The organism is Streptomyces sp. WI03-4A (assembly GCF_033792105.1).
GTDB classification, from domain to species: domain Bacteria; phylum Actinomycetota; class Actinomycetes; order Streptomycetales; family Streptomycetaceae; genus Streptomyces; species Streptomyces collinus_A.
Window position 1 is genome coordinate 26,057 of record NZ_JARAUO010000045.1, and the last position, 21,508, is coordinate 47,564.

Annotated in this window: 19 protein-coding genes and 1 tRNA gene; 4 read left to right on the forward strand and 16 right to left on the reverse strand. The window is 73.5% G+C overall.

Translation table 11 applies throughout. From position 1 onward, the window contains the following. Positions 1-34: 34 nt before the first annotated feature. From PV343_RS33220 to pdhA, 7 genes are all read right to left on the reverse strand, one after another. Entirely contained in the window at positions 35-1,015 is a 981-nt protein-coding gene (locus PV343_RS33220; RefSeq protein ID WP_319150762.1) for an NAD(P)H-quinone oxidoreductase, read from the reverse strand. An 82-nt stretch (positions 1,016-1,097) separates the two neighbouring features. After that, the gene (locus tag PV343_RS33225) at positions 1,098-2,195 is read right to left on the reverse strand and encodes a potassium channel family protein (RefSeq protein WP_319150763.1); all 1,098 of its coding nucleotides are present in this window, start codon (positions 2,193-2,195) and stop codon (positions 1,098-1,100) included. Next, positions 2,192-3,541 (reverse strand): molybdopterin molybdotransferase MoeA, encoded by a 1,350-nt coding sequence (locus PV343_RS33230; RefSeq protein ID WP_319150764.1) that lies wholly within the window; start codon positions 3,539-3,541, stop codon positions 2,192-2,194. The genes PV343_RS33225 and PV343_RS33230 overlap by 4 nt, the downstream gene beginning before the upstream one ends. Next, entirely contained in the window at positions 3,538-4,437 is a 900-nt protein-coding gene (locus tag PV343_RS33235; protein WP_319150765.1) for an NTP transferase domain-containing protein, read from the reverse strand. The genes PV343_RS33230 and PV343_RS33235 overlap by 4 nt, the downstream gene beginning before the upstream one ends. A gap of 102 nt (positions 4,438-4,539) precedes the next feature. Beyond that, the gene (locus PV343_RS33240) at positions 4,540-5,874 is read right to left on the reverse strand and encodes a dihydrolipoamide acetyltransferase family protein (protein WP_319150766.1); all 1,335 of its coding nucleotides are present in this window, start codon (positions 5,872-5,874) and stop codon (positions 4,540-4,542) included. Continuing rightward, positions 5,874-6,878 carry an alpha-ketoacid dehydrogenase subunit beta gene (locus tag PV343_RS33245; protein WP_319150767.1) on the reverse strand — a complete coding sequence of 335 codons (1,005 nt, stop codon included), beginning with the start codon at positions 6,876-6,878 and terminating at the stop codon, positions 5,874-5,876. The genes PV343_RS33240 and PV343_RS33245 overlap by 1 nt, the downstream gene beginning before the upstream one ends. After that, the gene (gene pdhA, locus PV343_RS33250) at positions 6,875-8,020 is read right to left on the reverse strand and encodes a pyruvate dehydrogenase (acetyl-transferring) E1 component subunit alpha (protein WP_319150768.1); all 1,146 of its coding nucleotides are present in this window, start codon (positions 8,018-8,020) and stop codon (positions 6,875-6,877) included. Before pdhA ends, PV343_RS33245 begins: the two co-directional genes overlap by 4 nt. Positions 8,021-8,209: 189 nt before the next feature. Here pdhA and PV343_RS33255 point away from each other — a divergent pair, with 189 nt between their 5' ends. Next, a complete protein-coding gene (locus PV343_RS33255; protein WP_317447908.1) occupies positions 8,210-8,695 on the forward strand; it encodes an Lrp/AsnC family transcriptional regulator in 486 nt (161 codons plus the stop codon). Positions 8,696-8,757: 62 nt separating this feature from the next. Here the strand turns inward: PV343_RS33255 and PV343_RS33260 are convergent, their stop codons facing one another. Further along, the gene (locus PV343_RS33260; protein WP_319150769.1) at positions 8,758-9,345 is read right to left on the reverse strand and encodes a TetR/AcrR family transcriptional regulator; all 588 of its coding nucleotides are present in this window, start codon (positions 9,343-9,345) and stop codon (positions 8,758-8,760) included. Further along, entirely contained in the window at positions 9,342-10,856 is a 1,515-nt protein-coding gene (locus PV343_RS33265; protein WP_319150770.1) for a 3-hydroxyacyl-CoA dehydrogenase, read from the reverse strand. The genes PV343_RS33260 and PV343_RS33265 overlap by 4 nt, the downstream gene beginning before the upstream one ends. Before the next feature lie 159 nt (positions 10,857-11,015). Here PV343_RS33265 and paaN point away from each other — a divergent pair, with 159 nt between their 5' ends. Beyond that, on the forward strand, positions 11,016-12,707 hold the full coding sequence (gene paaN / locus PV343_RS33270; protein WP_319150771.1) for a phenylacetic acid degradation protein PaaN: 1,692 nt from the start codon (positions 11,016-11,018) through the stop codon (positions 12,705-12,707). Positions 12,708-12,735: 28 nt separating this feature from the next. Here paaN and PV343_RS33275 read toward each other — a convergent pair whose 3' ends face one another. The 3 genes from PV343_RS33275 to PV343_RS33285 are packed head-to-tail and all read right to left on the reverse strand — an operon-like array spanning position 12,736 to position 15,400. Continuing rightward, the gene (locus PV343_RS33275; RefSeq protein WP_319150772.1) at positions 12,736-13,494 is read right to left on the reverse strand and encodes a TrmH family RNA methyltransferase; all 759 of its coding nucleotides are present in this window, start codon (positions 13,492-13,494) and stop codon (positions 12,736-12,738) included. After that, positions 13,491-14,735, reverse strand: a complete 1,245-nt coding sequence (locus tag PV343_RS33280; RefSeq protein WP_319150773.1) for an HTTM domain-containing protein — start codon at positions 14,733-14,735, stop codon at positions 13,491-13,493. Before PV343_RS33280 ends, PV343_RS33275 begins: the two co-directional genes overlap by 4 nt. After that, positions 14,732-15,400: a DUF5819 family protein gene (locus tag PV343_RS33285; protein WP_387953397.1), complete on the reverse strand. Its 669-nt coding sequence runs from the start codon at positions 15,398-15,400 to the stop codon at positions 14,732-14,734. Before PV343_RS33285 ends, PV343_RS33280 begins: the two co-directional genes overlap by 4 nt. A 459-nt stretch (positions 15,401-15,859) precedes the next feature. On the opposite strand from PV343_RS33285, the gene PV343_RS33290 reads away from it, so the two are divergent. Continuing rightward, positions 15,860-16,993 (forward strand): acyl-CoA dehydrogenase family protein, encoded by a 1,134-nt coding sequence (locus tag PV343_RS33290; protein ID WP_319150774.1) that lies wholly within the window; start codon positions 15,860-15,862, stop codon positions 16,991-16,993. A 94-nt stretch (positions 16,994-17,087) separates the two neighbouring features. Here the strand turns inward: PV343_RS33290 and PV343_RS33295 are convergent, their stop codons facing one another. From PV343_RS33295 to PV343_RS33310, 4 genes are all read right to left on the reverse strand, one after another. After that, on the reverse strand, positions 17,088-17,417 hold the full coding sequence (locus PV343_RS33295; RefSeq protein WP_020941143.1) for a rhodanese-like domain-containing protein: 330 nt from the start codon (positions 17,415-17,417) through the stop codon (positions 17,088-17,090). Between the two features lie 49 nt (positions 17,418-17,466). After that, positions 17,467-18,279 (reverse strand): hypothetical protein, encoded by an 813-nt coding sequence (locus PV343_RS33300; protein WP_319150775.1) that lies wholly within the window; start codon positions 18,277-18,279, stop codon positions 17,467-17,469. 128 nt (positions 18,280-18,407) lie between these two features. Beyond that, a complete protein-coding gene (locus PV343_RS33305) occupies positions 18,408-19,844 on the reverse strand; it encodes a DUF2252 domain-containing protein (protein WP_319150776.1) in 1,437 nt (478 codons plus the stop codon). Positions 19,845-20,180: 336 nt separating this feature from the next. After that, positions 20,181-20,264 (reverse strand) — tRNA-Leu (locus tag PV343_RS33310). A 388-nt stretch (positions 20,265-20,652) separates the two neighbouring features. Between PV343_RS33310 and PV343_RS33315 the strand changes: the two genes are divergently transcribed. Beyond that, positions 20,653-21,504, forward strand: a complete 852-nt coding sequence (locus PV343_RS33315) for a DUF3662 and FHA domain-containing protein (protein ID WP_319150777.1) — start codon at positions 20,653-20,655, stop codon at positions 21,502-21,504. Positions 21,505-21,508 lie beyond the last annotated feature (4 nt).

Genomic DNA, 21,508 nt, shown 5'->3' on the forward strand with positions numbered 1-21,508 from the left:
GGCCACCGCGGCCGGCGGGCCGACCCGCCGGCCCTTACGGCGCGACCAGCAGCACCTTGCCGATGTGCCCGCTCGCCTCCACCACCCGGTGGGCCTCGGCCGCCTGCTGCATCGGCAGCTCGCGGTCGACCACCGGGCGCACGTGGCGGGCCACGAGCAGCGGCCACACGTGCTCGCGCACGGCGGCCACGATAGCCGCCTTCTCGCTCAGCGGGCGGGCCCGCAGCGAGGTCGCGGTGACCGCGGCCCGCTTGGTCAGCAGGGTGCCGATGTTCAGCTCGCCCTTGGTGCCGCCCTGCATGCCGATGATCGCGAGCCGGCCGTTGACGGCGAGCGCCTGGACGTTGCGGTCCAGGTACTTGGCGCCCATGTTGTCGAGGATGACGTCGGCTCCCGCGCCCTCGGTGGCCCGCCGCACCTCGGCGACGAAGTCCTGCTCGCGGTAGTTGACGAGGATGTCCGCGCCCAGCTCGGCGCAGAAGTCCAACTTCTCCTTCGTCCCGGCGGTCACCGCGACCCTGGCGCCGATGGCCTTGGCGAGCTGGATCGCCATGGTGCCGATGCCGCTGGAGCCGCCGTGCACCAGCAGGGTCTCGGCCGGGCGCAGGTGGGCGACCATGAAGACGTTGGACCAGACCGTGCAGGCCACCTCGGGCAGCGCGGCCGCCTGCTTCAGGTCGATGCCCTCGGGCACGGGCAGCAGCTGCCCGACCGGGACGGCGACCTTCTGGGCGTAGCCGCCGCCCGCGAGCAGCGCGCACACCTCGTCGCCCACGGCCCAGCCGGAGACGCCGGGGCCGAGCGCGGCGATCCTGCCGGAGCACTCGAGGCCGGGGTAGGGGGAGGCGCCGGGCGGCGGGTCGTAGAAGCCCTGCCGCTGCATGATGTCGGCGCGGTTGACGGCGCTGGACACCACCTCGACCAGCACCTCGCCCTCGCCGGGCACCGGGTCGGGGACCTCGCTCCACACCAGCGCCTCGGGCCCACCAGGTTCGGGAATCGTGATCGCATGCATGGTGGCGACGCTACTCCCCGCCGGCGCCGCTGCCGGGGCAGGCCCGCGTGATCTTCCTCGGGCCCGCTCGTCCTCGGATCCGCTAGTCCTCGGGGAGCGGGCGGGTGTGCGGGGCGACCCGGGCGCCGGGGGTCACCCGGACGATGGTGATCAGGCGGTCGGTCAGCTGGAGGCTGCCGATGGAGGAGTCGTCGTAGCCGAGCACCCGGTGTCCGCGCACGACGCTCACCACCAGGTCGTCCGTCTCGCGCGGAGAGCGGCCCACCTCGGCCCGGACCACGGGGCGTTCGACGATGTCCAGGCCGCTGCCCTGCTGGATCAGGTCCTCCATGACCATGCCGGCCGCCGGGCTGAGCACGGACAGGCCGAGCAGCCGGCCGGCCGCGCCGGAACTGGTGATGACGGCGTCGGCGCCGGACTGCTTGAGCAGCGGGGCGTTCTCCTCCTCACGCACGGCCGCCACGATCTTCGCGCCCCGGTTGAGCTGGCGGGCCGTCAGGGTGACGAGCACGGCGGTGTCGTCGCGCTGCGGGGCGATGATGATCTGCCGGGCCTTGTGCACCTCGGCCCGCCTGAGCACCTCACTGCGGGTGGCGTCACCTATGACGCCCGCGAATCCTTCGGAGGTTGCCGCGTCGATCACCTTGTTGCTGGGGTCGACCACGACGACCTGCTCCTTCTTCAGCCCCGTGGTGCAGACGGTCTGGACGGCCGACCGGCCCTTGGTGCCGAACCCGATGACGACGGTGTGATCGCGCAAGGTGGACCTCCAGCGGTTCAGGCGCCATTCCTCCCGGGTGCGTTCGGTGAGGACCTCCAGCGTGGTGCCGACCAGGATGATCAGGAACAGCACGCGCAGGGGTGTGATGACGAAGATGTTGGTGAGCCGGGCGCTGTCGCTGACCGGGGTGATGTCGCCGTAGCCGGTGGTGGAGAGGGTGACGGTCGCGTAGTAGAACGCGTCGAGGAAGTCGACCGAGCTGTCCGAGTTGTCGTTGTAGCCGGCACGGTCGGCGTAGACGACCAGCGCGGTGACCACCAGCACCGCGAAGGCCATGAGCAGCCGTTTGGCGACCTGGCGGATCGGACGCTCCACCACTTTCCGCGGCAGCCTCACCCGACGGGTCACCAGATGTTCGCCCGCCTGGCGGGCAATGGCGTCATGGCCCGGAAGTTTCACGTGAAACACACCCCGATTCCGGCCGCCGCCCACGGCAGGTCGAGCAGCTCCGTCTCCTCCCCCTGCCGGGCGCCGCCCGGTGGTACGACGGCCAGTGCGTCGGCGGCGGCGATGCCGCGCAGCATGGCGGGGCCGTTGTAGTGCAACGGGACGGCGTGGTCGCCGCGCAGCACCACCGGAATGAGCCGGGTGTCGTACGGGTGCCCGTGTACGGCCTCCCTGAGCGCGAGCGTGTACGGCTCCGGGGCGGGACGGGCGGCGAGGGTGCGCAGCAGCGGCTCGGCGAGCGTGAGCAGGCCGGAGACGGCCGCGAGGGGGTTGCCGGGCAGGCCGACGAGGTGCTGGTCCTCCTTGGTGCGGGCGAGCAGCATGGGGTGGCCGGGCCGCACCTTGACGCCGTCGACGAGGAGTTCGGCGCCCATGCGCTCCAGGGTGGGGTGCACGTGGTCGACCGGTCCGGCCGCGGTGCCGCCGGTGGTGACGACGAGGTCGGCGGTGGATCCGGTGAGCGCCTTGCGCAAGGCCCGTGCGTCGTCGCCCAGTCGGCGTACGGCGGTGACCTCGGCGCCGAGCGCGCGCAGCCAGGGCGGCAGCATCGGGCCGAGCGCGTCCCGGATCAGTCCGTCGTGCGGGCGCCCCTCGGTCAGCAGCTCGTCGCCGAGGACCAGGACTTCGACGCGGGGTCGGGGGACGGCGGTGACGGTGTCGTATCCGGCCGCCGCGGCCAGGCCCAGAACGGCGGGGGTGACGAGGGTGCCGACGGGCAAGAGCTGGTCGCCGCTGCGGCATTCCTGACCGCGGGGGCGGATGTCCTGGCCATGGACGACCTCCCGGGTGGCGTGCAGCCGTCCCTGGACGTCCGTGCGGCCGTGTTCGGTGCGCAGGACCGCGGTGGTGTCGACGGGGACGCGGGCGCCGGTCGCGATGCGGACCGCCTCGCCATCGGTCAGCGGATCGGGCTGGGCGTGTCCGGCGAGCACGCCCTCGTCCCTGACCTCCCAGGGGCCGGGTCCGGCGACCGCCCAGCCGTCCATCGCGGAGGTGTCGAAGGAGGGCAGGTCGGTGAGCGCGTCGAGGGGGGACGCGAGGACCAGGCCGAGGGCGTCGGCGAGGGGGACGGAGACGGGGGTGCGGCGGCTGCCCGAGCGGGCGGCGCGGGCCGCGATGTCGCGGGCCCGCGGCCAGGGCGTGGCCCGGTGCCGCTCGTGCCGCTCGGCGCGGGGGGGCGTGGGCACGGGTGCGTCGCCGTCGTCCTTCGGTTCCCTCACGAGGGCCAGGGCCTCCTCGACGTCCAGGTCGTCGGCGTCCGCCGCGGGCGCCCCCGCCCGGGTACCCGGGGCGGTCATCCGGCGTCCGGACCGGAGGTGTCCGCGTCGTCGGCGGCGTTCTCCCGCTCCCAGCGCAGGGCCAGCGCGGCGGCCTTGCGGGCGGCCTCGGCGACCGCCTCCGGGCCGCCTCCGCCCTGGGCCGCGGCGTAGCCGACGAGAAAGGTGGTCAGGGGCGCGGCAGGCCGGTCCACGCCGTGGGCGGCGTCACGGGCCAGGTCGAGCAGACCGCGGATGTCGACGTCCAGGTCGATGCCCAGTTCGTCCTTGACTGCGGAGATCCATTCATCCAACACGTGCCCATGCTCCCTGATGCGTGCCCTGGCGTTGACGAGGTCGTCCCAGGTGTCGCAGTCGAAGGACGCGAGCGGGTCCGGGACGCGGGTGAGTCGGAGGGCGCCCGTCAGCCGGCGCAGCGGCAGGCCGGTGAGGCCGTCGGGCGCGGTGGCGAGGGCTGCCAGTTCGCGGCGCAGCGCGGCGGTGCGGTAGGCGGCGACGAGCGGCTGGTCGCGGCCGTCGGCGTCGGTGAGCAGCGCCCCGTCGGCGCCCGTGTCCCGCAGCGTGGTCAACAGCCGGTCCAGTGTGGCCGGTTCGAGGAAGGGCAGGTCGGCGGAGAGGACGACCGTCTGCGCGGCGGTGGTGAGCCGCAGGCCGGCCTCCAGCGCGGCGACGGGCCCGGCGCCGGGCGGGTCCTCGCGGGTCCAGCGCACCGGGCGGGAGGCCGGCCGGGGGGCGGCGACGACGACAGTGGTGGCCGCGCCGGCGCAGGCGGCGAGCACCCGGTCGAGGAGGGCCCGGCCGCCGACCCGCAGTCCGGGCTTGTCGGCCCCGCCGAGCCGCCGGGCGGCCCCGCCGGCCAGCACGACGGCGTCGTACGGCGCGACGGCCCCGACGGCGGCGGGAGCGTTCTCGGTCACCCCCCGAGTATGCGTGCCCCGCTGATCACAGGGAACCGAGGAGTGCTCACGCGCGGCGCGGGGGACGCCCGGGTGCGGCGTCCCCCGCGGTCCCGCGTCGGGTCACAGGGTGCGCAGCAGCACCGCCGGCTGTTCGACGCAGTCCGCGACGTACCGCAGGAAGCCGCCCGCGGTGCCGCCGTCGCACACCCGGTGGTCGAAGGTGAGCGAGAGCTGGACGACCTGGCGCACGGCCAGTTCGCCCTCGTGCACCCACGGCTTGGGGACGATGCGGCCGACGCCGAGCATGGCCGCCTCGGGGTGGTTGATGATCGGGGTGGAGCCGTCGACGCCGAAGACGCCGTAGTTGTTCAACGTGAAGGTGCCGCCGGTGAGTTCCGCCGGGGTCAGCGTGCCGGTCCGGGCCGCCTCGGTGAGCCGGGCGAACTCGGCGGTCAGCGACTCGGCGTCGCGGGCGTGGGCGTCCCGGACGACCGGCACGACCAGGCCGCGCTCGGTCTGCGCGGCGAACCCGAGGTGCACCTGGTCGAGCCGGACGACCTCACGGGCCTCGGTGTCGACGTAGGAGTTCAGCTCCGGGTGGCGTGCCAGGGCGGCGGCGCAGATCCGGGCGAGCAGGGCGATGAGGGAGATCTTCGGTGCTCCGGCGGCGTTCATCGCGGCCCGCGCGCGCATGAGTTCCGTCGCGTCGGCGTCGACCCAGCAGGTGGCGTCGGGGATCTCCCGGCGGCTGCGGGAGAGCTTGTCGGCGACGGCGCCCCGTACGCCCTTGAGCGGGATGCGGATGCCGTCGCGGGCCGGGGAGCCCGGGGCGACACGGGCGGCCGGTTCCTGCGCCGCGGGGGCGGGCGCGGTCCTGGCCCGCAGCGCGCCCTCGACGTCGGCCCGCAGGATCAGCCCGTCGGGTCCGGATCCGGCGAGCTGGCGCAGGTCCAGGTCGTTGTCCCGGGCGAGCCGGCGCACCAGCGGGGAGATCACCGGGACCGGTCCCGTGCCGTGCGCGGTCGTGAGGGCGGGCGCGGCGACCGGGGTGGGCGCGGGGGCGGGCACTGCCGGAGCGGGCTGCTTCGCCGGCCCGCCGGTGGCCGCGGTGCGCACCCTGCGGCGCCGGGCGGGCGCCTCGGAGGTGCCGTACCCGACGAGGACGTTGCCCGATCCCCCGCCGTCGCTCTCCGGGTCCGGGGCCGTCCCGGAACCCACCGCGACCGTCAGCAGCGGTGCGCCGACGGGCAGTTCGGCGCCCTCCTCGCCGAAGCGCGCGGTGACCACACCGCCGTAGGGGCAGGGGACCTCGACCATGGCCTTGGCCGTCTCCACCTCGACGACCGGCTGGTCGATGGCGACGACGTCGCCGACGTTCACCAGCCAGCGGACGATCTCCGCCTCGGTGAGCCCCTCACCGAGGTCGGGCAGCTTGAACTCCAGCACCTGTGCCATCAGCCCTCGGCCTCCCACTGCAGGCGCGCCACGGCGTCCAGGATGCGGTCGACACCGGGCAGGTGGTGCCGCTCCAGCATCGGCGGCGGGTAGGGGATGTCGAAGCCGGCCACGCGCAGCACCGGTGCCTCCAGGTGGTGGAAGCAGCGCTCGGTGACGCGGGCGGCGATCTCGCCGCCGGGGCCGCCGAATCCGGTCGACTCGTGCACGACGACCGCGCGCCCGGTGCGCCGCACGGAGGCGCAGACCGTCTCGTCGTCGAACGGCACCAGGGAGCGCAGGTCGACCACTTCGAGGTCCCAGCCCTCGGCCCGGGCGGCCTCGGCGGCCTCCATGCAGACCGGCACGGAGGGGCCGTAGGTGAGCAGCGTGGCGCTGCTGCCGGGCCGCCTGACCACCGCGCGCCCGATCGGTTCCACGTCCGTCGGCTGCTCGGGGTTCCAGGAGTCCTTCGACCAGTACAGGCGCTTGGGCTCCAGGAAGACGACCGGGTCGTCGGAGGCGATGGCCTGGCGCAGCAGCCCGTAGGCGTCGGCGACGGTCGCGGGCGTGACGACGTGCAGACCCGGGGTGGCCATGTAGTAGGCCTCGGAGGAGTCGCTGTGGTGCTCGACGCCGCCGATGCCGCCGCCGTAGGGGATGCGGACGGTGATCGGCAGCGGCATCCTGCCGCGGGTGCGGTTGCGCATCCGGGAGACATGGCTGATCAGCTGCTCGAACGCCGGGTAGGCGAACGCGTCGAACTGCATCTCGACGACCGGGCGCAGGCCGTACATGGCCATGCCGACGGCGGTGCCGAGGATGCCCGCCTCGGCGAGCGGGGTGTCGGTGCAGCGGTCCTCGCCGAACTCCTTGGCGAGCCCGTCGGTGACCCGGAAGACACCGCCGAGGGTGCCGACGTCCTCGCCCATGACGTGCACGGAGGGGTCGGCGGCCATCGCGTCGCGCATCGCGCGGGTGAGGGCCTGCGCCATGGTGGCGGGCTTGACGGCGACGGTGGTCATCGCAGGCCGCCTTCCTGGTCGCCCTGCTCCGCCTCGAGCTCGGCGCGCAGCAGGGCGCGCTGCTCGCACAGCTGTGCGGTGTTCTCGGCGTAGACGTGGTCGAAGAGGTCCATGGGGTTCAGTTCGGGGTCCCGGTTCATGCGCTCTCGCAGGTCGGCGGCCATCCGCTCGGCGTCCTGCCGGGCGGCGGCGAGGCCGTCCTCGTCGAGCAGGCCGCGCCCGGTCAGCTCCCGCTCCAGCAGCTGGATCGGGTCGTGGGCGCGCCAGGCCTCGACCTCGGCGTCGCCGCGGTAGCGGGTGGCGTCGTCGGCGTTGGTGTGGGCGTCGACGCGGTAGGTCACCGCCTCGACGAGGGTGGGGCCGCCGCCGGCGCGGGCGCGGCGTACGGCGTCACCGAGGACCTCGTGCACGGCGACCGCGTCGTTGCCGTCGACCAGCCGGCCCGGCATGCCGTAGCCGACGGCCTTGTGGGCCAGGGAGGGCGCGGCGGTCTGCTTGGCGAGCGGGACGGAGATGGCGAAGCCGTTGTTCTGCACCAGGAAGACGACCGGTGCCTGCCAGACGGCGGCGAAGTTCAGGGCCTCGTGGAAGTCGCCCTCGCTGGTGCCCCCGTCGCCGACCATGGCGAGCGCGACCACGTCGTCACCCTTGATGCGGGCGGCGTGCGCGAGGCCGACGGCGTGCGGGAGCTGGGTGGCGAGCGGGGTGCTCAGCGGGGCCACCCGGTGCTCGTAGGGGTCGTAGCCGGTGTGCCAGTCGCCGCGCAGCAGGGTGAGCGCCTCGACGGGGTCGACGCCCCGGGCGACCACGGCGAGGGTGTCGCGGTAGCTGGGGAAGAGCCAGTCGCGCTCTTCGAGGGCCAGCGCGGCGGCGACCTCGCACGCCTCCTGGCCGGTGCTGGAGGGGTAGACGGCCAGACGGCCCTGCTTGGTCAGCGCGGTGGCCTGCGCGTTGTAGCGGCGGCCGCGCACGAGCTGCGCGTGCAGCCGGCGCAGCAGGTCCGGGTCGGCCTCCGCCGCCGCCTCGGTGCCGAGGACGCGGTAGGGCTCGGCGTCGGGCAGCAGCGGCGCGGGGTCCATACGGGGCTGCCAGGCGGGCGGCGGCGAGGGCTGGTAAGCGCCTCGCTGCTCCATGACCGTCATGACGGCACCTCCTCGTGGGAGCGGCTACGGAGGCGCGTCGGCTGTGACGCGTCCCACCAACCGATTGTTCGGTCGTCGGCACATTTTGGCTACAGGCCCCGGCAGGCTGTGGACAAACGGTTCTCCACAACCTGCAATGAACGCAGGACGTCCACGGCGATGAAGCGGGGGGACATGGCAGCTGAACAAATGGCCGACGGGCCGCAGGACGGGGCCGGCCTGCCGGCGCCGCGTCCACTGGACGCGATCGACCAGGACATCCTGAAGATCCTCCAGGCGGACGGACGGGCCTCGATACGGTCCGTGGCCGAACGGGTGCACGTCTCGCGCGCGAACGCCTACGCGCGCATCAACCGTCTGGTCGAGGACGGGGTGATCCGCGGGTTCAGCGCACGCGTCGACCACGAGCGGGCGGGGCACGGGACGTCGGCGTACGTCACGCTCAAGATCGTCCAGAACACCTGGCGCACGGTCCGCGAGCAGCTCAGGCAGCTCCCGGGCGCCTCCCACATCGCGCTGGTGGGCGGCGACTTCGACGTGCTGCTGCTGGTGCACACGCCCGACAACAGGGCGCTGCGCGAACTGGTGCTCACCCGGCTGCAGGCCATCCCCGAGGTGCTCAGCACCCGCACGCTGCTGGTGTTCGAGGAGGAGGACCTGGAGCCGGAGGCGTGAGCGGTGCCGCTCCCGCGCGAAAGCAGGCGCGGACCCTCCGCCCCCTCCCGCGACCGCGGGCCTCAGTCCTGCCGCAGGCCCGAGAAGACCAGGCGGACCACCGCGTCGGCCACCTCGCGGCCGCTGGCGCCCCGGGTGTCCGGCCGGTACCACTCCACCACCGAGTTGATCATGCCGAAGACCAGCCGGGTGGCCAGGCGCACCTCGACGTCGCCCCGTATGTCGCCGTCGGCGGCCGCGGCCTTCAGCAGCTCCGCCACCCGGTGGTCGAAGTCGCGGCGCCGCTCCAGCGCCCAGCGTTCGGTCTCGGTGTTGCCGCGCACGCGCAGCAGCAGCGTCACGTAGGGCAGCTCGGCTATGAGCACCTCGACCATGCGCCGTACGACGTGCTCCAGCCGGTCGGCGGCGCGCCCCACGCGCGCGTGCTCCTCGTCCAGGATGCCGAACAGGCCGTCGAGGGCCCGGCTGACCGCCCGGCGCAGCAGCTCCTCCTTGCCGCTGACGTGGTGGTAGATCGAGGACTTGGAGATGCCGGCCGCCCTGGACAGGTGCTCCATGGAAGTGCCGTCGTAGCCACGCTCGTTGAAGACCTGCACCGCGACCGAGAGCAGGGTCTCGGGGGTGTACGTGTCACGCTTGGCGGTGGTCATGGGGTGCTCTCCCGCTTGTCGGTGGCGTACGCGTGACGGTAGAGCGCGAGGGACGGTGCGTACCGGCCGGAGGGATCGCGCAGGTGCAGGTCGTCCAGCAGGTCGTAGGCCCAGCCGCGGCCGAGCCTGCGGCTCCACTCGAAGGGGCCGAGCGGGTGGTTGACGCCGAGGAGCATCGCGGTGTCCACGTCCTCCTCGGTGGCGACGCCCTTGGCGACGGCGTCGTGCGCGAGGTCGACGATCCGGGCGACCGTGCGGGCGACGATCATGCCGGGGACGTCGCCGATGACGCTGACGTCCTTGCCGAGCGCCTGGAACAGGCCGATGGCCTCGGCGAGGGTCTGCGACGAGGTGTCCTGGGAGGCCGACAGGGCGATGCGGGTCGCCTTGCGGTAGTCGAGGGCCAGGTCGAAGTAGACGACGTCACGGAACTCCACGGACGTCTGGCCGTCGGCTAGGGCCAGCTGGCCGCCGCCGGGCAGCACCAGCCGGGTGCCGTTGTCCTCGTCGTCCTCGCGGACCTGGATGCCCGCCTCGCGGAGCATCGGGAGCAGCTCGGCGGCGGGCCCGAGGTCGCCCTCGACGGTGACGAAGGCGGGCGGCCGCTCCTTGTCCGCGGTGTGCGGCTCGGGACGCTCGGCGCCCTCGGCGTAGTCGTACCAGCCGTGCCCGCTCTTGCGGCCGTGCCGCCCGGACTCCACCAGCCGGCGCTGGGCGAGCGAGGGCGTGAAGCGGACGTCCTGGAAGAAGGACTGCCACACCGAGTGGGTGACGGACTCGTTGACGTCCTGCCCGATGAGGTCGGTGAGCTCGAAGGCGCCCATCCGGAAGCCGCCGCACTCGCGCAGCACCGCGTCGATGGTGGCCGGGTCGGCGGCCTGGGCCTCGTAGACCGCGAAGGCCTCGGCGTAGAACGGCCGGGCGATCCGGTTGACGATGAAGCCTGGGGTGTCCGCACAGGCCACCGGGGTCTTGCCCCAGACACGGGCGGTCTCGTACGCGCGCGTGGCCGACGTGACGTCGGTGGCGAAGCCGGAGACGACCTCGACCAGCGGCAGCAGCGGGGCCGGGTTGAAGAAGTGCAGGCCCACGAAGCGGCCCGGGTTGCCCAGCGCGCCGCCGATGGCCGTCACCGACAGGGACGAGGTGTTCGTGGCGAGCAGGCAGTCGTCGGCGACGACCTCCTCCAGCTCGCGGAAGAGCTGCTGCTTGACGTCGAGCCGCTCCAGTACGGCCTCGACGACCAGGGCGCAGTCGGCCAGGTCGGCCAGTTCGGCGGCGGGCGTGAGCCGGTCGCGGGCGGCGTCGCGCTCGGCGGCGGTGAGGCGGTCCTTGGCCACGAGCCGGTCCAGGCGGGCGCCGATCGCTTCGGCCGCCGCCTCGGCCCGTCCGGGGACGGCGTCGTAGAGCCGCACGGGATGGCCGGCCACCAGCGCGACCTGGGCGATGCCCTGGCCCATGGTGCCGGTGCCGACGACGGCCACGGGGCTGCTGAGGTCGAGTGCTGTCATGTGCGCGATCCTCCCGCACGGCGTTGTCCACAGATGCGGCGGACCCCCTTGTCCCGACCGATCGTTCGGTTACTCTAGCTCTGACCGTCCCATCACGCTGCTCTTTACGCCAGGTCGTGAACTCGAGGAAGAGTTCTCCAGACGAGGAGTTGGTCCCGCATGGCCGCCGAACTGACCGCGCACGAGCTCATCGCGAAGCACCGGCCCACTCTCGACCAGGCGCTCGAAGCGATCCGCACGCGCGCGTACTGGTCCCCGCATCCCGAGCACCCCAAGGCCTACGGCGAGAACGGCAGCCTGGACGCGGCGGCGGGCAAGGCCGCCTTCGACGCCGTGCTCGGCACCCGCCTCGACCTCGGCCAGCCCGGCACCGACGACTGGGTGGGCGGCGAGGTCTCGCCGTACGGGATCGAGCTGGGCGTGACCTACCCGCACGCGGACGTCGACGTGCTGCTGCCCGCCATGAAGGCCGGCCAGCACGCCTGGCGGGACGCGGGCGCCGAGGTGCGCGCGGTGGTCTGCCTGGAGATCCTCAAGCGGATCAACGACCGGACGCACGAGTTCGCGCACGCCGTCATGCACACCAGCGGCCAGGCCTTCATGATGGCGCTCCAGGCGGGCGGCCCGCACGCCCAGGACCGCGGCCTGGAGGCGGTGGCGTACGCGTACGTGGAGCAGGTCCGTACCCCCGACGCGGCGGAGTGGACCAAGCCGCAGGGCAAGCGCGACCCGCTGGCCCTCACCAAGGCGTTCACGCCGGTCCCCCGCGGCATCGGCCTGGTCATCGGCTGCAACACCTTCCCGACCTGGAACGGCTACCCGGGCCTGTTCGCCTCCCTCGCGACCGGCAACGCGGTCCTGGTCAAGCCCCACCCGCGCGCCGTGCTGCCGCTCGCCCTGACCGTGCAGGTCGCCCGCCAGGTGCTCACCGAGGCCGGCTTCGACCCGAACCTGGTCGCGCTGGCCGCCGAGCGCCCCGGCGAGGGCGTCGCCAAGACGCTCGCCACCCGGCCCGAGATCGGGATCATCGACTACACCGGCTCGACGTCCTTCGGCGACTGGCTGGAGGCCAACGCCCGCCAGGCGCAGGTGTACACCGAGAAGGCCGGCGTCAACACGGTCGTCGTGGAGTCGACGGACGACTACAAGGGGATGCTCTCCAACCTGGCCTTCTCGCTGTCCCTGTACAGCGGCCAGATGTGCACCACCCCGCAGAACCTGCTGATCCCCCGCGACGGCATCCGCACCGAGGCGGGCCCCAAGACCTTCGACGAGGTGACCGCCGACCTCGCGCGCGCGGTCGACGGCCTGCTCGGCGACGACGCCCGCGCCAACGCCCTGCTCGGCGCGATCGTCAACCCGGACGTGAAGGCGCGCCTCGAGGCGGCGGCCGGCCTGGGCGAGGTCGCCCTCGCCTCCCGGGAGATCACCAACCCCGAGTTCCCGGGCGCGGTCGTCCGCACCCCGGTGATCGTCAAGCTGGACGGCGCCAAGCCGGACGCCGAGGCCGCCTACATGAGCGAGTGCTTCGGCCCCGTCTCTTTCGCCGTCGCCGTCGACTCGGTGACCGACGCGCTGGAGCTGCTGCGCCGCACGGTCCGCGAGAAGGGCGCCATGACCGTCGGCGCCTACACCACGGACGCCGAGGTCGAGCGGGCCGTCGAGGAGGTCTGCCTGGAGGAGGCCGCCCAGCTGTCGCTCAACCTGACCGGCGGGGTGTACGTGAACCAGACCGCGGCCTTCTCCGACTTCCATGGCTCCGGCGGCAACCCGGCGGCGAACGCGGCCCTCACCGACGGCGCGTTCGTGGCCAACCGCTTCCGGGTGGTGGAGGTCCGCCGCCAGGCCTAGGTCCGGCACGGCCTGCGCCGGACACGGCCTAGGCCGGCGTGGGTGCGCCCCCGGCGGTGACACTCCAGTGGTACAGCGTCATGGCCACGCTGGTGGCCAGGTTGTAGCTGGAGACCTGGGGGCGCATCGGCAGCCGCAGCAGGCGGTCGGCACGCGCGCGCAGCTCGTCCGACAGGCCGGTGCGCTCCGAGCCGAAGGCCAGCACGGCGTCGTCCGGAAGGACGGTGCCCCGGATGTCCTCGCCCTCCGGGTCGAGGGCGAACAGCGGCCCGGCGGGCAGCTCCGCGACGTCGAGCCGTTCCACCGCGGTCGCGAAGTGCAGCCCGGCCCCACCGCGCACCACCGTGGGGTGCCACGGGTCGAGCGTGCCCGTGGTGACCACCCCGGTCGCCCCGAAGCCCGCCGCCAGCCGGATCACCGCCCCGGCGTTGCCGAGGTTGCGCGGGTTGTCGAGGACCACGACCGGCGTGCTGCGGGGCGTACGGCCGAGCACCCGGAGCTGCGCCTCCCGGGAGGGCCGTACGGCCAGCGCGGCGACGCCCGTCGGGTGCGGGCGCGGCACGAGCGTGGCGTACGTCCGACTCGGCACCTCCGTCAGCAACGCCTCCAGCCGGTCCCTGACGTCGTCGGCCAGTTCCCCGGCGAGGGCCAGCGTCGCCCGCCGGTCGGTGGTGACCGCCACCGGGACCCGCGCGCCGAAGCGCAGCGCGTGCTTGAGCGCGTGGAAGCCGTCGAGCAGCACGGCGCCGTCGGCATGCTCGCGCCAGCGGCTCACGGGGTCGGTCATGCGGTGAACCCTACGTGGCCCCGCTCGCTCTCCTCCGGCGAGCGCGGCGCCGGCAACGTCCCGTCGCCGTCGGTCCCGCCGTCGGTCCCGCGGACCTGGTCACCGCCTCCGGTCAGCCGGCCGCGCGCCCGTCCCACCAGGCCGCCGAGCAGGAGCAGGAAGGACGTCGGCAGGAAGACGGCGTCGGCGGTGATCATCGCCAGCGAGAAGAACGGCAGGCCGAGGACGACCGCGATCACGGCGTGCTCGGTCATCATCAGCACCAGCAGGACGTTCTTGACCCGCCGGTTGAACAGGGTGAACGGGAAGGCGACCTGCACCATGACGGTTCCGTACGTCACGACCATCATGATCGTGCCGCTGGACGACATCAGGTCGGCCAGGCCGGGCCACGGCGAGAAGTAGTCCAGGTGCAGCGGGTAGTACACGGCCGTGCCGTCCTGCCAGCGAGACCCCTGGATCTTGTACCAGCCGGCCGTGGCGTAGATCAGGCACGCCTCCGCCATGATCACGCACAGGGCGCCGTTGTGCAGGACGTTGGCGATCACGTCCAGCAGGATCCGCGGCTCCCGGGCCCGCTCCAGGCGCTGCGCCGCCCCCCAGAGGCCGAGGCCGGCCCACGCCGTCCACAGCAGCACCGGCACCAGCCCGCCGTCGGACCGGCCCGCCAGCGTCACACCGCCCAGCACCAGGCCGAGCACCGCCCACAGCACGGGGCCCACCCGGTCGCCGTGCACCCGCTCCCCGCGCTCGCGCGCCGCCTCCCGGCGGGCGGCCCGCCGCGCGTCCAGCGACCACACCCCGCCGCACCGCGTGAACACCAAGTAGATCGACATCAGGTGCAGGACGTTGTCGCCGCCGTCGCCCACGAAGACGCTGCGGTTCTGCAGCGACAGCACGCCCACCATGAACAGCAGGGACGCGGTCCGGGTGCGCCAGCCCAGCATCAGCGCCGCGCCGGAGAGGATCGCCAGCAGGTAGAAGACCTCGAACCAGACCTGCCCGCCGGACCACATCAGGGCGGTGAAGGCGTGGTTGTCGGCGGTGAGCTGCTGGGCGAGGTCCCAGCTCCACGGGCCGTCGGGACCGTACAGCTCCTGGCGGTGCGGGAACTCACGCAGCAGGAACAGCAGCCAGGTCCCGGCGAAGCCGATGCGGATCACGGCGCTCTGGTACCGGCCGAGCGGCGACTCGGTCACGCGGACGATGGCCCGCGACAGGGTCAGGGAGAGGCGGTTCACCGCACACCTCCCGCGGCCTCGTCGGCGCTCACCGTCCACCAGGGGAGCACACGGTAGACGGGCTTGTCGGAGATCTTCTCCTGGCTCCACGCGGGCGGCTGCACGTTCGTGGTGCTGGAGCGGACCTGCACGCGCCGGACGACGCCCTCGCGGTGGATCGTGTCCTCCCTGTTCAGGCGCATCACGACTATCCGGCGCACGTACTGCTCGGACAGCGAGCCCCGCATGCCGATGGGCCGGTTGTCGGCGCCGTGCGTGGCGACGAAGAAGTCCCAGCCGCGCCGCAGCTCGTTCTGTTGGGTGTGGCTGGGCACCAGGTTGCCGTCGATGTCGGCACCGTCCCGGGCGGAGAGGTCGTACCAGCCGGTGGTGAACAGACCGCCCTCCTTCGTCCGCAGCTCGGCGCGCACCTGGACGGCGATGTTCTGCTGCAGCGGGTTCGGGGCGAACAGCTTCCAGTTCTGCTCGAACTCCGGGAAGACCCACTGCTCTATCGCCTTGCCGTGCTGCTTGGTCACCGTGTTCGCCGGCGCGACGCTCAGGAACACCATGGCCAGGTGCACACACGCGGTGACGGCCACCACGGCGAGCGCCACCGCGGCGCCGATCTGGTAGCGGGGGGAGAGGGCGGCGACACCGGTCCGGGGGGCCGCCGCGGCGGTCACCGGCCCGGCGGGCGGGGAGTCCCCAGGGCCCCCGGGATCACCGGGACCAGCAGGATCAGCGGGATCAGCGGCACCAGCGGGATCGCCGGGGGCAGGGAGGTCACCCGACCCGTCCGGCTCGGCCGGGGCCTGTGAGTCCTCGTCGTACGCGTCCATTCCGCCCCGTCCCCCGCTCCAGTCGGTCGTCCCGGCCCCGTCACCGGTGCCCCGCTCGTCCCGGGCGCCGCTCCTCGGCGCCCGCACGGAACGGTACTCAGCCCCGGCCGCCCGGCGCAGCCCCGGGTACGGCCCCGTGGCGGTGGTCCTCGCCACGCCGCACCGCCCGTGGCGGTGGGCCGGCTCGAACGTACTCGATACGGCCCGCGCCGCCCTTCCCGTTCCCTTCTTCTAGAACCTGTTCTATCTTGACGGCCCGTCAGACGAACCGTCAGACGACCGGACCGCCGGGAGGACATCGCCGTGGACTTCACCTTCAGTGAGGAGCAGTTGGCGGCGGCCGAGGCGGCACGGGGGGTGTTCGCCGGGGTGGCACCTGACGCGGTGCCCAGTCCCGCGCTCACCACCGGCGCCGTGGCCGAGGGCTTCGACCGGGACCTGTGGTCCCGGCTGGCCGGCGCGGACCTGCTCGGCCTGCTGCTCGACGAGCGGTACGGCGGCGCGGGTCTCGACGCCATCGCGCTGTGCCAGGTGCTGCGCGAGTCCGCACGGGTGCTGGCCCGGGTGCCGCTGCTGGAGCACAGCGCGGCCCTCGCGACCCTGCAGACCTACGGCGGTGCGGAGCTGCGGGAACGGCTGCTGGCCCCGGCGGGGCGCGGCGAGCCGGTGCTGACGGTCGCCGCGCACGGCCGCACCGGGCACGATCCGGCGGGGCTCGCCGTCACCGCGCGGCGGGACGGCCCGGACTGGGTGCTGGACGGGACGCAGACGGCGGTGCCCTGGGCCTTCGACGCGGACCTCGTCCTCGTGCCGGCGCACACCGACGCCGACCGGACCCTGCTCGCGCTGATCGCCCGCGGACAGGCCGGACTGGAGCTCGCCGAGCAGATCTCCACCAGCGGAGAGCGGCTGGCCGAGCTGCGGCTGCGGTCGGCGCGGATCGGGGCGGACCAGGTGATCGAGGCCGCGGGCGCCTGGGAGTGGCTGCACGCGCTGCTGGCCACCGGCACCTGCGCGCTGGCCCTCGGCCTCGGGGAGCAGGTGCTGCGGATGACCGGGGACTACACCGGCAAGCGGGAGCAGTTCGGGTATCCGATCGCGACCTTCCAGGCGGTGGCCGTCCAGGCCGCCGACCGGTACATCGACCTGCGCGCCATGGAGGCCACCCTCTGGCAGGCCGCCTGGCGGATCGCCTCCGGTGCACCGGGGGCGCTGCCCGCCGCCGGGGACGTCGCCGTGGCGAAGATCTGGGCGGCGGAGGGCGTGCGCCGCGTGGTGCAGACGGCACAGCACCTGCACGGCGGGTTCGGCGCGGACACCGACTACCCGCTGCACCGGTACCACGCCTGGGCCAAGCACCTGGAGCTGTCGCTCGGCCCCGCGGCGGCGTACGAGGAGACCCTGGGGGACCTGCTGGCGGCCCACGCCCTCAGCTGACAGCAGACTCCGCAGACCGCTGTCCCAGACCGCTGTCCGCGGACCGCTGTCCGGCACCGAGGTGAAAAGGTGGAGGGGCCGGCCCCGGTGCCGCCTAGACGACCGCGCCCGGTGCCCCGCCGTCGGTGATCACCGGCCGGCCCGCGGCCTGCCAGACCTGCATGCCGCCGTCGACGTTCACGGCGTCGATGCCCTGCTGGACCAGGTACATGGTGACCTGCGCCGAGCGGCCGCCGGAGCGGCAGATGACGTTGACCCGGCCGTCCTGCGGGGCGGCCTCGGTCAGCTCGCCGTAGCGGGCCACGAACTCGCTCATGGGGATGTGCAGCGCCCCTTCGGCATGGCCCGCGTCCCACTCCTCGTCCTCGCGGACGTCCAGCAGGAAGTCGCCGTCCTTGAGGTCCGTGACCTCGACCGTGGGCACACCAGCTCCGAAACTCATGCCCCCGACGCTACCCGAAGCGCGGCCGGTCTCAGCCCTGCTCCAGCAGGCCCGCCAGCTCGGCCTCCCGCTGCTCGATGTCGCCGAACAGCCGGCCGGCGATCTCCTCGAGCAGGCCGTCGGGGTCGTCCGGGGCGAGTCGCAGCATGCCCGCGACCGGGCCGTCCTCCAGCTCGCGGGCGACCAGGGTGAGCAGCTCCTTGCGCTGGTCGAGCCACTCCAGCCGGGCGTACAGCTCCTCGGCGCGGCTCGGGCGCCGCTCGGGCGGCACGGGGCCCGCGGCCCACTCGTCGGCCAGTTCCCGGAGCAGCTTCTCGTCGCCGCGGGCGTAGGCGTCGTTGACCCGGGTGATGAACTCCTCACGCCGCTCCCGCTCCGCTTCCTCCTGGGCGAGGTCGGGGTGGACCTTGCGGGCCAGCTCGCGGTAGAGCCGGCGGGCCTCCTCGCTGGGCCGCACCCGCTGGGGCGGCCGCACCGGCTGGTCGGTGAGCATGGCGGCGGCCTCCGGGAACAGGCCGTGCCCGTCCATCCAGCCGTGCATCAGTTCCTCGACGCCGGGGATCGGCAGGACATGGGCGCGGGCCTCCTCGGCCCGGCGGATGTCCTCCGGGTCGCCGGTGCGGGCGGCCCTGGCCTCGGCGATCCGCGCGTCCAGCTCCTCGATCCGGGAGTACAGCGGACCGAGTCTCTGATCGTGCAGCCGGGAGAAGTTCTCGACCTCGACGCGGAAGGTCTCCACGGCGATCTCGTACTCGATCAACGCCTGCTCGGCTGCCCGCACGGCCTGTTCCAGCCGTTCCTCGGGCCGCGGTGCCTGGGACTGCTCAGCTTCCGGGGTGGTCACCCGCCCAGCGTAGGCCACGGCCGAAACCGGTCGGCCGGAGACGGCCCGCTCACCCGGCCGGGGAGCCGGCCCCCGCGCCCGCCGCCACCACGCTCCCCGTCACCGCTGCCCTCACCGCGCTCCCCGTCTCACACCCCCATCTCGGCCGCGATCCGTCCCGAGCGCACCGCGGCGACCAGCTCCGCGTGGTCCGCCTCGGTGCGGTCCGCGTAGGCCACGGCGAAGTCGGCCATCGCCTCGTCCAGCTCCTCGTTCTTGCCGCAGTAGCCGGCGATCAGACGCGGGTCGGCGCTGTGCGCGTGGGCGCGGGCCAGCAGGGCCCCGGTCATCCGGCCGTAGTCGTCGACCTGGTCGGCGGCGAGCGCGGCCGGGTCGACGCTGCCCTTGCGGTTGCGGAACTGGCGGACCTGGTAGGGCCGCCCGTCGACCGTGGTCCAGCCCAGCAGGATGTCGCTGACCACCTGCATCCGCTTCTGGCCGAGGACGACCCGGCGCCCCTCGTGCTCCGCCGGCGCTGTGGCGAACCCGGCCGTGGCCAGGTGCGGGACGAGTGCGGAGGGCCGGGCCTCCTTCACCTGGAGCACCAGCGGCTCGCCCCGGTGGTCGAGGAGCAGCACCACGTAGGACCGGGTGCCGACACTGCCGGTGCCGACGACCCGGAAGGCCACGTCGTGCACCGCGTGCCGGGCCAGCAGCGGCGGGCGGTCCTCGGAGAGGGTGGCCACGTACGGCTCCAGGGACGCGGCCACCGCCGCGGCCTCGGCGTCGGGTACGCGACGCAGGACCGGGGACGCGTCGACGAAGCGGCGGCCGCCGTCCGCGGTCTCCTCCGTGGACTTCGCCGCGAAGCGGCCGCTGGTGTTGGCCCGGGCCTTCTCCGAGACCCGCTCCAGCGTGCCCAGCAGGTCGTGGGCGTCGGCGTGGGAGACCAGCCGCTCGTCCGCGATGGCGTTCCAGGCGTCCAGGACCGGCAGCTTGGCCAGCAGCCGCATGGTGCGGCGGTAGGCGCCCACGGCGTCCTGGGCCGCCTGACGGCAGGTGTCCTCGTCGGCGCCCGCCTCCCGCCCGGACAGCACCAGCGAGGCGGCGAGCCGCTTCAGGTCCCACTCCCAGGGGCCGTGCACGGTCTCGTCGAAGTCGTTGAGGTCGATGACCAGGCCGCCGCGCGCGTCGCCGTACAGACCGAAGTTGGCCGCGTGCGCGTCGCCGCAGATCTGGGTGGTGATCCCGGTGGCCGGGGTGCGCGCCAGGTCATGGGCCATGAGGCCGGCCGAGCCGCGCAGGAAGGCGAAGGGGGTGGCCGCCATCCGGCCCACCCGTATCGGCGTCAGCTCGGGGATGCGGCCGGCGTTGGACTCCTCCACCGCGGCGACGGCGCCCGGACGGGAGCCGTCCGCGTCGAGCGTGCGGTGGGCGTCGCGCGGCACGCTCGTCCGGAGCGCCTTGCCCTCCTTCTTCGGCGACCCCTGCGGCGGCCACGCGGCGAACCCCCGCACCCGGGGCAGGCGAGGAGCCCCCGTCCGCTCGCCCGACTCCGCCACTTCCACCACACCGGCTCCGGTCATCACGACCGCCTCCCCCGAACACGTACTGGTACGAACGCCGGGCCGAAGCCCAACTCGTGCAGACCGTACAGCCGGTGACCGAAACCCGTCAGACCCTGTGGACAACTCGGCGCCTGGGGAGAAGCCGGTGCCCCGGATCCTCTTCACCGCTCCCGCACCATGGAGCGTGATCGCCGTCACAGCGACCGCCCGCGCGAGCTCGCCGTGACAACCGCCACGATGCGGACGGCGACCCGCGCCCCGTGCCACCGGGGGCCTTGAGAGCTTCCTCACGTGACGAACGCACCAAAACGGCTACGGGCCCATCGTCTTCACGATGGGCCCGTAGCCACTGTGTGCGCGAGGGGGGAGTTGAACCCCCACGCCCTTGCGGGCACTGGAACCTGAATCCAGCGCGTCTGCCTATTCCGCCACCCGCGCATTGGGTGTGTCTTCCGCTTCCGGCCCTCGCGGGCTGGCCCCTTCCGACATCCAGAACATTAGCACGTCGTACGGGGTGGGTTCACATCCCTTACGGGCCACCCGCCCCCGCCCCTCGCGGCCACCGGCGTATCAAGCAGTGCCTGTTCACGTATCAACCTCGTACCGGTCACGGCCATCTCTCCCTACAGCGGGCCGGGTGCACAGCCGGGTGCGGGACACTGGTCGTGAGGCGCCTCTACGATCCATGTGCCGGAGGAGTTCGAAGGGGAGCCGCTGGGGGAACCGGCTGATTGCCGGGCGCGTAGATACGATCAGTGAGCAGTACCGGCCGCACGACGGCACGGAGCAGGGCAAGACAGAGCGGGAACGACGGAGGAGGTGCCCCATGGGAGTCCTGAAGAAGTTCGAGCAGCGTCTCGAAGGTCTGGTCAACGGCACCTTCGCCAAGGTCTTCAAGTCCGAGGTCCAGCCCGTGGAGATCGCCGGAGCGCTCCAGCGGGAGTGCGACAACAACGCCACCATCTGGAACCGCGACCGCACGGTCGTGCCCAACGACTTCATCGTGGAGCTGAGCGCGCCGGACTTCGAGCGCCTCAGCCCCTACTCCGGGCAGCTCGGCGACGAGCTGGCCGGCATGGTGCGCGACTACGCCAAGCAGCAGCGCTACACCTTCATGGGGCCGATCAAGGTCAACCTGGAGAAGGCCGAGGACCTCGACACCGGTCTGTACCGGGTGCGCTCGCGCACCCTCGCCTCCTCCGCCAGCCAGCAGGGCGCCCCCGCGGCACCCCCCGCCGGCCGGCCCGGCCAGGGCGGCGGTCCGGGCTACCCGCCCGCCGCGCCCACCGGAGCGCCCCCCATGCCGGCCGCGCCGCCCCCCGGCGCCCGGCCCGGCGGCTACGGCTACCCGCAGCCCGCCACCCAGCGGCCCGCCGCCGCTCCGATGAGCGGCGGCCGCACCCGCTACTGGATCGAGATCAACGGCACCCGCCACCAGATCTCCCGCGCGACGCTGGTGCTGGGCCGCAGCACCGAGGCCGACGTGCGGATCGACGACCCCGGCGTCTCCCGCCGGCACTGCGAGATCCGGACCGGCACGCCCTCGACGATCCAGGATCTCGGCTCCACCAACGGCATCGTGGTGGACGGGCAGCACACCACCCGCGCTACGCTCCGCGACGGCTCGCGGATCGTCGTGGGCAGCACCACCATCATTTACCGGCAAGCCGAAGGGTGAAGCG